We start from the raw sequence: 15,348 nt of genomic DNA, 5'->3' as shown, positions 1-15,348 counted from the left end.
TAAACGAGCCGTAAAAATACATAAGAATTTGTAAATGTAAGTATAACGTTAGTTACTGCCCCGTTCTTGCTAAATTTTTACTAGGTTTGCCGAATATTAGAAACTATTCTACTCCTGTATGATTGCTTACCTCAACGGAAAACTGTCCTATAAATCCCCTGCCATGGTACATATTGACGTACAAGGGGTTGGATACGAAGTGCAGATCAGTCTTAATACCTATTCCCGCATACAGGGATTGGAAAGCTGCAAATTGCTGACCTTTCTCCATATTAAAGAGGATGCGCATACTTTATATGGTTTTGCGGATGATGCGGAACGTCAGATGTTTCTATTACTGATAAGTGTCTCAGGTATAGGAGCTAATACCGCCCGGATGATGTTATCTTCCCTTCAACCAGAAGATATTCAGCGGGCTATTGCGATGGAGAACGAAAAAATGCTGGAAAGCATAAAAGGCATCGGCGCCAAGACGGCAAAAAGAGTCATTCTGGAATTAAAGGATAAAATAAAGAAGCAAAAAGACGTCGGCAACCAAATATCTGTAACACCAAACAATACAATTCAGGAAGACGCGTTAAATGCATTAGTCACTTTGGGAATAGCCAGAAACGTGGCCGAACAGGCTATAAACAAGGTGCTTAAAGCTGAACCACTATTGCTCGACCTTGAGGCGCTTATCAAAAAGTCGCTGAAAGGTCTATAAACATTTATTACCCTGACCTCTATAAAAACCTATTTCTCTTGTCAAGAAAGACATATTATGGTGCTATTGCAGTAATAGGAGTTGTTTCTTTGTTTATTTTCGATACTGCGGCAAGGAATCGTTCGGGTTATAATAACAACTATACTAACAGATACTACTGGCAACCAGACAATAATTATACCACACCTTTAGATACCGTCAAAAAGGATACACTCAAGTACCCGATAAAGGACCGGTATGGGACCGGTATTACTGATCCCGTCAAAAACCAGATAGATCTGAAAGATCCGGCAGGTATTTCCCGTACAGTTGATTATGACCCGGTAACCAAGCAATACACAGTCACAGAAAAGATAGGCGATCACTATTACCGTAACCCTACCTACCTCAGCTTTGATGAATACTACAAACTCCAGTCCAAAAAGAGCGAAGATGATTACTGGATGAAACGTGCCAGCACCCTCGGTTCACTGAACCAGAAGGGGAATGGACCGGAGCTTTACAAAGGCAGCAAGCTGTTTGACAGGATCTTTGGTGGTAATAAAGTGGATATCAAACCCCAGGGTAGCCTGGAACTGACCTTTGGCTATGAAGGTCAGAATATCAAAAACCCTGTGCTGACAGAACAGGCCCGTAAAACGGGAGGTTTCGCATTTGATATGAATATCAATATGAACCTGACCGGTAAGATAGGGGACAAGCTGAAACTGATCACTAACTATAATACCCAGTCGACCTTCGACTTTGAAAACCAGATCAAACTGGAATATACCGGCTATGACGATGAGATCATTAAGAAGATTGAGGCCGGTAACGTGAGCTTTCCTTTACGTAGCTCACTCATCTCAGGGGTACAATCCCTTTTCGGTATCAAAACCCAGTTACAGTTTGGCCGTCTGACCGTTACCAGCGTACTGTCCAACCAGAAATCTCAGAAACAGAACCTGATGATCAAAGGCGGTACCCAGGTACAGGATTTTAACCTGCGGGCAGATGAATATGAAGACAACCGACACTTCCTGCTCGGTCAGTTCTTCCGCGATACCTTTAACTATGCCATGAGCAACCTTCCGGTGATCCGCTCCCTGGCTTATGTGAATCGTGTGGAAGTCTGGGTAACCAATAAAACGGGCGCTACCACCAATACCAGGGATATCGTCGGTTTGATGGACCTTGGTGAATACCGTCCCTACAATACCTCTATTAACGTATTATCTAACTCAAGATTAACAGATAACAAGCTCAACGATCTCTACTCAAAAGTAATTTCTGACCCCATGAGCCGGTATACGGGAACGGTGGTCAGTCGCTTGCAGAACCTCGGATTACAAGCGGTACAGGAATATGAAAAGACCTTTGCCCGAAAGCTGGACTCCACAGAATATACGATCAACCGGCAACTCGGCTTCATCACGCTGAACCAGCAATTGCAGGCGGATGAAGTATTGGGCGTCGCCTATCAATATACTTATAATGGTCAGGTACATACGGTGGGTGAGTTCTCCCAGGATATTCCCCCTGATCAGAACAACAGCGCCAACCAGCGTATCCTGTTCCTGAAATTGCTGAAAGCCACTTCTGCCCGTCCGAACCTCCCTATCTGGGACCTGATGATGAAAAACATCTACGCAACAGGCGCTTATCAGCTGAACAGGGCTGACTTTAAACTGGACGTGTATTATAAAGACCCTGGTACTGATACCCGTGCTCCAAGTGATAAACGTTATCTGCCGGATGCACAGGGTTCCTGGGAAGGAGCACCGCTCATTTCCATCCTGAGCCTGGACCGGTTGAATAACCAGAATGACCCGCAGCCGGATGGTGTGTTTGACTATGTAGAGGGGTATACCATCAATTCACAGACAGGTAGGGTAATGTTCCCGGTACTTGAACCGTTCGCGCAGGGTATACAGAAAGCTTTCAATGGGAATGCCGCTCTGGAGCGACAGTATATGTATAAGGTGTTGTATGACTCCATTAAGGTGGTCGCACAACAGTTCCCGCAGCTGAACCGCTATATCCTGAAAGGTTCCTATAAGTCCAGTAACTCTTCCGAAATACAGCTGGGCGGTTATAACATTCCTCCGGGATCAGTTACCGTAACAGCCGGCGGACAGCAGCTCCGTGAAAACGTAGACTATATCATCGACTATAACCTCGGCCGTATCAAGATCATCAATGCCGGTATCCTTAACTCGGGTGTAGCGATCAACGTACAGTTTGAGAACAATGCCGCGTTTGGTACACAGGTGCGAAACTACTTTGGTACCCGCTTCGACTATGTCGTCAATGATAAACTGACCCTGGGATCGACTATCGCCAGGATGAGTGAAAGACCTTACTACCAGAAGGTGAACTATGGAGAAGATCCGATCAAGAACACCGTGGTAGGTTTCGACGCGAACTATAACTCAGAATGGCAAGGGTTGACCCGCTTCCTCAATAAACTGCCCAACTACCAGAGTAATACACCTTCCAACATCATGTTCACCGGTGAGGTGGCCAAGTTGTTCCCGGGTCACAGTAAACTGGTAAATGCGGCAGGTACTAATCAGGGACAGATCTTCATCGATGACTTTGAAGGCTCCCAGAGTGGATATGACCTGAAATTCCCGGCTACTTCCTGGGCACTGGCATCTACCCCAAAAGAGGCTTCCGATAGTAATGGTACGATCCTCTTCCCTGAAGCAGACAGAAATGATCAGCTGAGCTATGGCGCTAACAGGGCGAAACTGGCCTGGTATATTATTGAGCCTACACTTCAGATACCGAAATCACCTTCCCTGCCTGATGGTATTACAACTCAGGTACAATCAGATCCGCGTGTGCGTCTGGTGTATCAGACAGAGGTATTCGCCAACCGTTCTACCGACTTCGGACAGAGCCAGCTGAGTACCCTTGACCTGGCTTATTATCCGGAAGAAAGAGGTCCGTATAACTTTACGGCAGGCAGAGATAGTATCACGGCAGCAGGCCGCCTCCTCAATCCGAAAAAGAAATGGGCTGGTATCATGCGTGCCATTGACAACAGTGACTTCCAGACCCAGAACGTTGAGTTTATCGAATTCTGGATCCAGGATCCGTTCCTGAAGGATTCAACCAGTACCGGCGGTCAGTTATATTTTAACCTTGGTAACGTATCTGAGGATATCCTGAAAGATTCCCGTAAGTTCTTCGAAAACGGATTACCGAATCCGAATACAGATCGTAATAAAACAGATTCTTCTGTATGGGGTCGTATCCCGAAATTCCAGCAGCAGATCACCCAGGCATTTGATAACGATCCGGAGATCCGCCGTTATCAGGACGTGGGGTATGATGGTTTGCAGAGTGGAGATGAGGCTTCATTCCGTCAATCTTATCTGGACCGTCTGGCTGCCAACTTCGGACCTGCTTCAGATATTTACAAGGAAGCAAAGGCGGATCCTTCTAATGATGACTATCGTCACTACAGGGACCCGGCTTATAATAACGCTGACATCCTCCAACGTTATAAGCGTTTCAGCAATCCGGAAGGTAACTCTCCGGTTTCTACAGGTAATAGTATCTATTCATCTGCCGCTACCAACATTCCGGAATCGGAAGACCTGAACAGAGATAATACCCTGAATGAAACAGAAGAATACTTCCAGTATCGTGTGAACCTTCGTCCGAAAATGGCAGTAGGATCCAACTACATTGTAGATAAGATCACAACGGAAGTTACACCGGTGGATGGTACGCCGAAGAGACTGGAAAGCTGGTATCAGTTTAAAATTCCGATCAGCGACTTTGATAAAAAAGTAGGTAGCATTCCTGATTTCAAATCTATCCGTTTCATGCGTATGTTCATGACAGGATTTGAAGATTCAATAGTGGTGCGTTTCGCTAAACTGCAACTGGTGCGTAACCAATGGCGTCAGTATAACTATAAACTGCAGCCTGGCGATCCTATCCCGAATGATGACAATACCGTTTTCAATACTTCTGCTGTAAACATCGAAGAAAACTCTTCCCGTAAGCCGATCAACTATGTATTGCCGCCGGGAGTAGTTCGTCAGAATACACTCAGCACCAACAGTACTGTATTGCAACTGAACGAGCAGGCAATGTCTATTCAGGTATGCGATCTGAATGATGGTGATACCCGCGGGGTTTCTAAAAACCTGAGCATGGACCTCCGTCAGTACAAAACCCTGCAGATGTATCTGCATGCGGAAGCAACGAGCGATCCTAACTCACTGAAAGATGGTCAGCTTCGCGCTGTTATCCGTATGGGTAGTGACTTTGTGGAAAACTACTATGAATACCAGATACCGTTGAAAGTAACACAGTGGGGAACGGCAAGTCCGACTGAAATATGGCCGGAAGTGAATGACGTGAACCTGTTAATGAGTAAACTGACCGTACTTAAACAGAAGCGTAATCAATGTGACAACTGTTCTCCGCAGGTACCATATACAGAAACGGATGAATTGGGTAACTATATGAGTGTGGTGGGTAACCCGAACCTTGGTGATGTAAGAACCATCATGCTGGGTGTGACCAACCCGAAAGATGACGGTCTGCCACGATGTGGTGAGGTATGGTTCAATGAACTGCGTCTATCTGGTCTGGATGAAAAAGGCGGTTATGCCGGTATGGGCCGTGTGGATGTACAGCTGGCCGATCTGGGTACTGTGAGCGTATCGGGTAATATGCACACCGCAGGTTTTGGTAACCTGGATCAGCGTGTGAACGAACGTTTCCGTGATAACTACCTGCAATATGATGCTGCGGCCAACCTCGATCTGGGTAAACTGTTGCCTAAGAAAACAGGCCTCTCTATCCCGGTATATGCTGGTTATTCACAGGCGGTAAGTACGCCTGAATATGATCCGTACGATCTGGATATCAAACTGAAGGATAAGCTGAGAATGGCACGGAGCGATTATGAGCGGGACTCTATCCGTAAAGCGGCGCAGGACTTCACCGCTATCAAGAGCTTAAACTTTACCAACGTACGCCGTCTCAATCTGAACAGAAAACACAACAGGCTGTGGGATATCGAAAACTTTGACATCAGTTATTCCTATACACAGACAACCAGCCATAACCCGATCATTGAAAGTGACGAGCTGACCAAGCACCGTGCTGGTCTGGGGTATACCTTCACCGGACAGAGTAAGTTCATTACACCGTTCAAGAAGTTGTTCAAGACCAAAACGCCATGGCTGGACCTGATCCGTGAATTTAATTTTAACTACATCCCTTCATTGATCAGTTTCAGGATAGATGTGACCCGTCAGTTTGGCGCCACCCGTATCCGTAACGTCGGAGGAGATGACTCTAACTATAAACTGCCGGAGACGTACAACAAGTACTTCACATTCGATCGTTATTATGGTTTGAAATGGGATCTGTCGCGCAGTCTGACCATCGACTTCAATGCAGTAAATAATGCCCGCATCGATGAACCACAGGGCCGTCTGAATTCAAAAGAGAAGAAGGACAGCGTATGGGGTAACTTCTTCAAACTGGGCAGAACGACGAACTATTATCATACTGCGAACATCACCTATACATTACCAACGTCTAAAATACCTGCGCTGAGCTGGACCAGTATCGCGATCGGTTATTCAACAGACTACCGCTGGACAGGTGCTTCCCTGCTGGCGAAATACCTGGGTAATGCGATCGAGAACTCCAATCAGAAAACAGTGATGGCTGAGTTCAAGTTTGCAGAACTGTATAGTAAGTCGCCTTTCCTGCGAGCTATTACAGGTACACAGCAGAAGAAGCGACCGCAACCGGCTACTAATACCCGACCGGGCGCCCCTGGTCAGAATAAACAGCCGGTCAAACAGGAGAAGAGTATAGAGGTCTCACCGATTCTGAAAGCAGTCATGAAACCATTACTGTCACTGAAACGTGTGAGTCTGGATTACTCTGAAAACGGCGGCACCCGCTTACCAGGTTATATTGATAGTACCAAACTCCTGGGTATGAACTGGGCAAGCTGGAATCCTGGTGTACCATTCGTATTTGGTATGCAGCCTACGAAGGCATGGCTGGATAATTTTGCAAAGAAAGGTCTGATCACACCGGATACTACTTTCAATATTCAGTACCAGCAGCAGTTTACACAGCGTTGGCAGTTGCAGGCGCAACTGGAGCCGGTGAATGATCTGCGTATTGACCTGAGCATGACCAAATCATTCAGCAAGACACATACGGAACTGTTCAAGAATGTGAACGTGAATGATAGCCTCGGTTTCCAGCACTTAAGTCCGTATGATGCAGGTGGATTTGAGATCTCTTATGTGGCGATAAAAACGATCTTCGGAGGTATTGACAACGAAACAGGTACTACCAAAACGTTCAATGACTTCCAGCGTTATCGTCTGAACATCTCTAACCGTCTGGCAGCGCAGAACCCATATAATAGTGATCCGGGTGTACCAACGAATAATCCTAAAGATCCTACGTATCGTTATGGTTATGGCCGTTATGCACAGGATGTACTGGTACCGGCGTTCCTTGCTGCTTATACCGGAAAAGATCCTGATAAGATCGGGTTACTGAAAAGTGCAGGTCTTTCTAATGTGCGCAGCAATCCATTCAGTAATTATATACCACGTCCGAACTGGCGTGTGGCTTATAACGGTCTGACGAAACTGGAACCTTTCAAATCACTCTTCACCAACGTATCACTGACACATGCTTATGTGGGTACGCTGAGCATGAGTTCTTACAATACAGCGATGTTGTATGAGGATCCCCGTCTGGCAGGTTATCCGGGATTTGTGGATACCGTATCCGGTAACTATATCCCTTACTTCCTGATCCCGAACCTGACAATGACTGAGCAGTTTGCACCATTACTGGGTGTTGATGTCACCTTCGTAAGTAGTCTGAATCTGCGTGTGGAATTTAAGAAGAGCCGATCACTGAGTCTCAGTCTGATCGACTACCAGTTGACGGAGTTACGCTCTACTGAGCTGACACTGGGTGGTAGTTATCGTCTGCGGAATGTGCAGTTTGCATTCCTGGGTACACAGAAAGATGGCAAGAAGGTGCAGAATGATATGAACTTCCGGCTGGATATGAGCTTCCGTGATGACCGGACGGTGAACAACAGGCTGGATGCAGACCTGGTGATACCGACCAGTGGTCAGAAGGTAATTGGTATATCGCCGTCTATTGACTATGTGGTGAACAACCGTTTGAACCTGCGTTTCTTCTATGACCGCAGACAGACGATACCGGTTATTTCGACGGCTTATCCGATTACGAATACAAGAGGTGGTTTGACGTTGCGGTTTATGTTAGCACAGTAGTCAGAGAGGAATTAAGAATTAGGAATTAACAATTAAGAATTAAGTTATAGGAAAGGCCTGATCTGAAAGATCAGGCCTTTCCTATTTACAGGGTTCGTATTATTTGCTACGAATGGGGGAGGTTTGGCAGCGCCGCAGGCCAGCGGAAGTTGTGGGAGTGCTTTGTTTTCGGAGGTGGTATTTTTTTTGCCATAATCCTACATGACATATATCATTTGCTATTCGTCATCTATTGACATACTTTTGCACCGTGAGATATCTTTTCGCCATAACCGTATTGTTCGGGCTGTTGTTGCAAAACTTCAGTCAGGTGGTGATTATGGTGAAGTATAAGATAGATCAGGCGTACATTGCCAGCGTATTGTGTGAGAACAGGGATAAACCTGACATGCATTGTAATGGTAAATGTTATCTGAGAAAGCAACTCAAACAGGACGAGCAGCAACAGCAGAATGGTAATATCGGTAAAGAGAAGTATGAAGTAACATACATTGATGCTTTACAGGAGTTTAATTTTGCGCCTATTGCGCCGTCAACAGACCTCTTTGTTTATTATCAGGATCCTGCAATACATACCCCGTTATTCTCCTTTTTCCATCCACCCCAGGCTTAACAGCTATTTCTTTTTCATTGCATTTATTACGCGGATATTCCCGCATTTGATCTGATGTGTTTTATCATGAGTGATGCGATGGCTGTATGCTATGACAGGTCTCATTTGTATCCATCCATCCTTATTTACTAATCAACAGCTATTGCCTGTGATCATGGGCAGTTGCGTACCGGCAGTGATGTATTATCAGCTGTCCGGCATCGCTATGCCTGATCATCAGGGAAGGAACTTATTGTGACCATGAAATATTTATTACTGATAATAACGGGCGTATTATTCTTTATGTATTCACACGCGCAGGTGCAGGGCAGTGTAGTGGATGCGCAGACAGGCGAGGTGTTGCCGGGTGTAACTGTGCAGTTGCTGCACGCTGACAAAGGTTGTCAGACAGACGCACGTGGCCGTTTTACTTTACAGCAGGGTAGGTCTGATGATTCTGTGAAAGTATCATTTGTCGGTTATCAGACGCGGAAGCTGACTTTGTCTTCGCAGCCGTCTGCTATTATTTCACTCACACCAGCTACTGCCAGTCTGAATGAGATCATTGTCACCAGCAGTCGTGATAAGCAATCACGTACAGCTGCACCAATCGCGATCAGCACTATTTCCACCCAGGAAATGAGAGATACCAAAGCCACTTCACTCGAACAGTTAATGAATAAAGTGAGTGGTGTATATATGGTAGATCTGGGCAATGAACAGCATACGATGGCCATCCGTCAGCCGATCGGTTACAAAAGTTTATTTCTATATATGGAAGATGGTATTCCCATCCGTACTACCGGCGATTTCAATCACAATGCGCTGATTGAGATCAACATGGCGGCACTGCGGAATATCGAGGTCGTAAGAGGGCCTGCATCATCACTGTATGGTAGCGAAGCGGTAGGTGGCGCGGTGAATTTTATTACAGCTGCTCCTTCGTTAAAACCAATGGCAAGGGTACAGGCAGAGATCAGTGATCGTGGATACAAACGTACTGATTTCAGTGCCTCCGGCACGTTCAATAAATTGGGTATTGTTGTTGGCGGTTATTATGCCGATCAGCGGAATGGTTATATGGACCATAGTGATTTCCATAAACTGGCACTGACAGTAAGAGCAGACTATCAGATCAGCGATCGTACCAAATGGATCAATTCAATGACGCTGATCGATTATTATACGGACCAGGTAGGAGGATTGGATAGTGCACATTTCTATGCAAAAGACTATCGCAATTTCCAGACCTTCTCTTATCGTAAGGTAAACGCATTGCGTTACAGAAGTACGCTGGAGCAAAACTGGAATAATACCAACAAAACGACAGTGACGGCTTTCTTCCGCAACAATACCATTGAACAGAATCCTTTCTATGCATTGAAGAATCTGTCAGATCCATTGAAGGCTGCCGGAGAGATCAATGATGATAGTTTTAATAGTTACGGTCTGATCATACAGCATAAAAAACAGTTTGCCTGGAAGCATGCGTCCATCATTGCCGGTGTGAGTGCTGATTATAGTCCGGCGACCTATTACGCCGAATTCATCGATGTCACAAAAGATGCCGCCGGTTATTTCAGCAATTATAAAACGACAGATTCTGTATTGACAGATTACAATGTTGGTTTACTGAATACCGCAGCATATGCACAATTTGATATGGAGTTGTTAAGCCATCTGAAATTAGTCGCCGCTGTACGTTACGATCGCATGGATTATGATTTTGACAATCATCTCGCACCATCTGCATTTACCGGTGCACCAGATGAAACCAATCATTTCAATAAGCTGACGCCAAAGCTGGGTTTGACATATGACTTCGGACAGAATCGTGGTATGTATGCAAATTATAGTGTTGGTTTTGCTCCACCGAATATCTCTGAATTGTACAGAGGTGTGAAAGTACCTGTGCTCAAACCTGCTACTTATCGTAACTATGAAGCAGGTGGCTGGTTTGGTTTTGCAAATGATAAGGGATATGTGGATATCGGTGTGTATGATATGCAGGGTACGAATGAGATCATCAGTGTAAAACTGGATGATGGTTCTTATGAAAACCGCAATACGGGTCGTACGACACACAGAGGTATCGAATGGAATGTGCGTTATGCACCTGTCCCTTCTATCTGGATTCGCTGCAGCGGACAATACGCCGAGCACTTCTTCAATGAATATGTGGAAAAAGGGGTGAGTTATGATGATAATAAAATGGCAGGCGCACCAAAGGTGATCACTAATACAGAGATTACCTGGAAGCCCCGTTTCCTGAACGGATTCCGTCTTGCAGGAGAATGGCAGCATGTAGGCAGTTATTACATGGACCCACGGAATACAGGTATCTATGGTGGATACGATCTGCTGAATTTCCGTACAGGATATAGCTGGAGGCAATTTGATTGCTGGGTGAACTGCCGTAATGCAGGAGATGTCATTTATTCCACAACTACAGAAAGAACTACTTACAGTACTACATACAGACCGGGACCTAAGAGGACTTTCAATATTGGTTTCGGATATACGTTCAACGGTAAAAAATAATCACGATGGGAATCAGACGATGGATAGTTTTTATGGCAATGTGTGCAGTTGCCTGTAACAGTGAAAAAAACAGTAAAGAGCAGTTGCTGTCGAATGTTACGCAGGATGCTTCGTGTCCGTTTGTAACAACAACCACTGACGGGCGTACGGTTATCAGTTGGGTAGAGACGGCAAAGGGGGCGGATACAGGTACTTTGTATTATGCTGTGTCAACAGATAAGGGGAATAGTTTTTCAGCGCCTGTGAGAGTTGCTACTGCGAATGGTATCCTACCCCATGCGGAGAACATGCCTAAAATGGTTTTTAAGCCCGATGGAGAGGTGATCGCTATTTATGGAGTAGAACAAGACGACGCACGGAATAAATACGCAGGAAGGGTGTTTTACACACGTTCTCTGAATGAAGGGAAGACCTGGGAGGCAGCAGTGCCATTAGTAACAGATACGGGGAGTTATGATCAGCGGTATTTTGATGTGGCTTTATTACCTGGCGGAGAGGCAGCTGCTATCTGGCTGGATAACAGAAAGTCAGTAGATGCAGAGGGCTCCTCACTCTATTTTGCGGTGACTGATGGACATAACGGTTTCCGGAAAGAGAAAGCACTGGCGGAAACAGTTTGTCAGTGTTGCAGGACGGATCTGTATACGGATGATAAGGGAGGTATTCACATTGCCTTCAGGGATATCATCAATGATTCCATCAGAGATATGGTGCATATGGTATCGGAGGATGGGGGTAATACCTTTTCCAGGATGAACCGTATCAGCGCAGATAACTGGGTCGTGAGAGGTTGTCCACATACCGGACCAGCCATGGTCAAAAACAGGGAGGGAATGCACTTTGCCTGGTTTACGATGGGTGGTGGAGAAGGTGTGTATTATTGTCAGTCTGCCGACAACGGACAAACCTATTCTCAAAAGCAGAAAGTAAGTTCGGCGCCAATGGCAAAGCATCCGCAGATCACCGCCTTGCCGGATGACAAGGTACTGATCGTATGGGATGAACCCGTGAAGCTGCCCAATAATACGTTTAACAGTCGTGTAGGTTTTCAGTGGAGAGATGGGGCAGGAAAAGTATTGGATACAGGATTACTGACGTCTGATTCTGCGTATTCTACTTTTCCGGTGATCAGGAGTGTGGATAAAGGCACTGCGCTGATGGCATATACACAGCGTGTGGGAGAGCTGCAACAGGTGCGTTGTATGTTGATAAGAGAGTAAATAAAAATCCCGCCGGCATGCACCGGCGGGATTTAATCAGATTTCATTTTCAGTACTAAAAGCCCCAATTCACGTCCTGGCGAGTAACCCAGCGACCGTAATTATTTCTTTTAGATCTGTCGGAGTAAAAGCGCCACTCTGCTTTCCATCTTGGATAGTAGAGGCGCAACAAATACAGTGTTGCAAATGTAAGCATAGGGATATGGTTTTTTAGGATAGATAGTCGGCATTAAAAAAGCATTAAAAAACGGTCATAGTTAGCATCACCTCCGTCCGGAGGTATTCCTCACCCTACATACATCACATCACAATAGTCCTCATATACGTTAATAGTTTCAAATTTAAAAACAATGTATTGTATATGAAATAACATCTACGTGTTATATTATGTTTTTTTACTCTTTATCGAAGTAGTAAGCATTGGCCTGTTGCAGGCAGGTGATCACCAGATCGTTAATACATACATGTGGTGGCAGGGTAGCGCAGTAGTAGATGGTATCGGCTACATCCTGTCCTGTCAGCGGCTGAAAGCCTTTGTAGACGTTGTCAGCCTTGTCTTTATCTCCTTTGAAGCGGACTTCTGAAAACTCTGTTTCAGCTGCGCCCGGATGTACGGCTGTCACCTTGACACGATAAGGAAGGAGGTCGATACGCATACCCTGGGAGATGGAATCAACCGCAGCTTTGGTCGCACAGTATACGTGTCCTTTGGCATAGACCTGTTTGGCGGCAGTAGAGCCCAGGTTGATGATATGGCCGGTACGTCTTTGTTTCATCCAGGGCATTACGACCCTGGATACGTAGAGGAGTCCTTTTACGTTGGTATCGATCATGGTATCCCAGTCGGAGAGATCACCATCTTCAATGGAGCTGAATCCGAGTGCGAGTCCGGCGTTATTGATCAGAATATCGATGGCTTTCCATTGTTCCGGGATATTGCCCAGTATATCACTGACAGCCTGTTGTTCTCTCACATCAAAACAAAGTGGCAATACGGCAACCTTATGTTCCTCCTGCAATTGCTGTTGTAATGCTGTTAATCTTTCCTGTCTTCTTCCGGTGATAATCACATCATAACCATTCGCTGCGAACTTTTTTGCGCATGCTTCACCAAAGCCTGAGGTAGCTCCGGTCACTAGAACTATTGCCATAAATCCAATTTTATTTCACCAAAGTTACTGTGCCTTTCTTTAAAATACTTTTACCGGTTAAATCTTTTCCGGCAAGTATCCAGATGTAGGTATCTACAGGCGCAGGTGCTCCTTTGATGGTGCCATCCCATCCCTGGCGGAAGTCGGTGGAGGAATAGATTTCCTGTCCCCACCGGTTGAAGATGCGGAAGTATTCATATTCGGTGATGCCAACCGGGATGAAGCGGAAGCGGTCGTTCTGTCCGTCGCCATTAGGACTAAAGGCGGTCGGGATATATATTTCAGGTCCGGCGTAGTATTTCACACTAATGGAATCGTAACCGAAGCAGCCCTGTGAGTTGGACACTTTCAGCAGGTAGGTCATATCCACATCGCCGCTGACATACGGATCAGCGATATTGACATTACTAAGTCCCTGCGGAGGTGACCAGGCATAGAATTCCCCGCCACTGGCATTGAGTTGCAATTTCTGGCCTTTGGCAAGGATGGTATCATTGCCGGCAAACGGATTGACTTCATACACCGTGATATCTTTTGCCAGTTCTGCACTGCACGATCGGTCGGTCAGTATTTTGAGTGTGACGGTATAAGCGCCTCCATCCTGGTAGACGTAGCTCAGTTGTGTGCTGACGGCACTGGCGAACTGCGGTGCATCAGTTACACCAATATCCCAGCGGCGGCTGGTTATTTTGCCGTATCTATAGGAAGAAATATCATTGAAGCGGATGGGTTCCCCCCGGCACAGACCTTCCATCGTGAAGTCTGCTTTTAAACCGGGATAATTATGCACAAAGCCGGTTACACTGTCAGTACAGGACAAACCCCGGTTTACGACCAGTTTAACCTTAAAAATGCCGGTATCGGGGTATTGGTGAGAGAAGACGGTCTTATCGAAAGTAACGGTATCGGTGCCGTCTCCGAATTCCCAGTAATAGGCGGAGGTAAATCCGGCGTTGCTATAGTTGGGAATAGTGACAGCGAGATCAGTATTTTCAACACAGTTCATCAGCACAGAAGGGAAGCCTGCCTTGATATTGGTCTTACAATTAAAGACGGTCAGCAGCAGGTCTTTATGATGGGTACCCAGGAGTATTTTTGTACGGCGGTCATATTCATTAACGCAAACAGAGATCACGAATTTACCTTCCCGGTTTGGCGTGCCACGCAGTATACCATTGTTGTCAATAGATATCTGTGGTGCGCCGCCCATGGGATTGGCGCCGGAATAGGGAGCCACGTAATTGACGGTGTTGGTGTATGGTGGCGGTGTTGTGGACATTGCTTCGCTTCGGGTGGCGCCACCTGTGAGCGCGCTGCAAAGCATGTAGGTCAGACTGTCGCCGTCAGGATCAGTAGCGGAATAATTAAAGGCAAATGGGAGTGAATTACAGATGACGATGGCTCCGTCGTGATTGAAACGTGCGCTGCTATTTGTAGGTCGCTTGTCGGTGCCGGGAATGACGGTATAAAAAGTAGACCCTTCATGTTCGGAGTCATGTATGTTCACCAGCTTTTCTCCACGGCAGCAACGCTGATAAGTCACATAGTAACCACCCGGACTTGCCGGCAGTTCAACGGTATCTCTGTAATAAGCGACTTCGAGGTTTTGCGTTCGGGGAGCGAGGCAGGGATTCTTGAGGGTATCCCGGAGGGGGAAGGTTTGTTTGATATACAACTGGAGGGCGTTGGTGATACGCTGTCCGCCGGAATTGTATATGTTGATTGGGACAGGGTCTTCGAAGTGATCGAGACAACCCTGTATGGGCCCGCAGGTAAAGTCTGCGTCCCGGTATAATTTGAGCACGATTTCATAACGGAATACTCCGTCTCCCGCTGTCCC

At 46.1% G+C, this 15,348-nt stretch carries 7 protein-coding genes; 5 read left to right on the top strand and 2 right to left on the bottom strand.

Translation table 11 applies throughout. The annotated features are described in order from the left end of the window. Window positions 1-118 precede the first annotated feature (118 nt). The 5 genes from ruvA to BMZ72_RS21075 all read left to right on the top strand — a co-directional run bounded on the left by ruvA (window position 119) and on the right by BMZ72_RS21075 (window position 12,357). Window positions 119-706 (top strand): Holliday junction branch migration protein RuvA, encoded by a 588-nt coding sequence (gene ruvA / locus BMZ72_RS21095; protein WP_089811703.1) that lies wholly within the window; start codon window positions 119-121, stop codon window positions 704-706. 38 nt (window positions 707-744) lie between these two features. Beyond that, window positions 745-8,004 (top strand): T9SS outer membrane translocon Sov/SprA, encoded by a 7,260-nt coding sequence (gene sprA, locus BMZ72_RS21090; RefSeq protein WP_089811702.1) that lies wholly within the window; start codon window positions 745-747, stop codon window positions 8,002-8,004. A 250-nt stretch (window positions 8,005-8,254) separates the two neighbouring features. Further along, window positions 8,255-8,617, top strand: a complete 363-nt coding sequence (locus tag BMZ72_RS21085) for a hypothetical protein (RefSeq protein WP_143087738.1) — start codon at window positions 8,255-8,257, stop codon at window positions 8,615-8,617. Window positions 8,618-8,857: 240 nt separating this feature from the next. Next, entirely contained in the window at window positions 8,858-11,137 is a 2,280-nt protein-coding gene (locus tag BMZ72_RS21080) for a TonB-dependent receptor (RefSeq protein ID WP_089811700.1), read from the top strand. Window positions 11,138-11,142: 5 nt separating this feature from the next. Beyond that, complete coding sequence (locus BMZ72_RS21075; RefSeq protein WP_143087737.1) at window positions 11,143-12,357, top strand: sialidase family protein; 1,215 nt, start codon at window positions 11,143-11,145, stop codon at window positions 12,355-12,357. A 395-nt stretch (window positions 12,358-12,752) separates the two neighbouring features. On the opposite strand, the gene BMZ72_RS21070 is transcribed toward BMZ72_RS21075, so the two are convergent. Further along, window positions 12,753-13,508 carry an SDR family NAD(P)-dependent oxidoreductase gene (locus BMZ72_RS21070; RefSeq protein ID WP_089811698.1) on the bottom strand — a complete coding sequence of 252 codons (756 nt, stop codon included), beginning with the start codon at window positions 13,506-13,508 and terminating at the stop codon, window positions 12,753-12,755. Window positions 13,509-13,518: 10 nt separating this feature from the next. Next, entirely contained in the window at window positions 13,519-15,312 is a 1,794-nt protein-coding gene (locus BMZ72_RS21065) for a PKD domain-containing protein (protein ID WP_177222878.1), read from the bottom strand. Between the last annotated feature and the right edge of the window lie 36 nt (window positions 15,313-15,348).

It is taken from the genome of Chitinophaga sp. YR627 (assembly GCF_900114995.1).
Lineage (GTDB): Bacteria > Bacteroidota > Bacteroidia > Chitinophagales > Chitinophagaceae > Chitinophaga.
This window is presented reverse-complemented; position numbering and strand designations above follow the sequence as displayed.

Excerpts from the sequence above, each read along its gene's own strand:
- BMZ72_RS21080 (WP_089811700.1), top strand. The coding sequence starts at position 8,858 with ATGAAATATTTATTACTGATAATAACGGGCGTATTATTCTTTATGTAT.
- BMZ72_RS21070 (WP_089811698.1), bottom strand. The coding sequence starts at position 13,508 with ATGGCAATAGTTCTAGTGACCGGAGCTACCTCAGGCTTTGGTGAAGCA.
- BMZ72_RS21075 (WP_143087737.1), top strand. The coding sequence starts at position 11,143 with ATGGGAATCAGACGATGGATAGTTTTTATGGCAATGTGTGCAGTTGCC.
- ruvA (WP_089811703.1), top strand. The coding sequence starts at position 119 with ATGATTGCTTACCTCAACGGAAAACTGTCCTATAAATCCCCTGCCATG.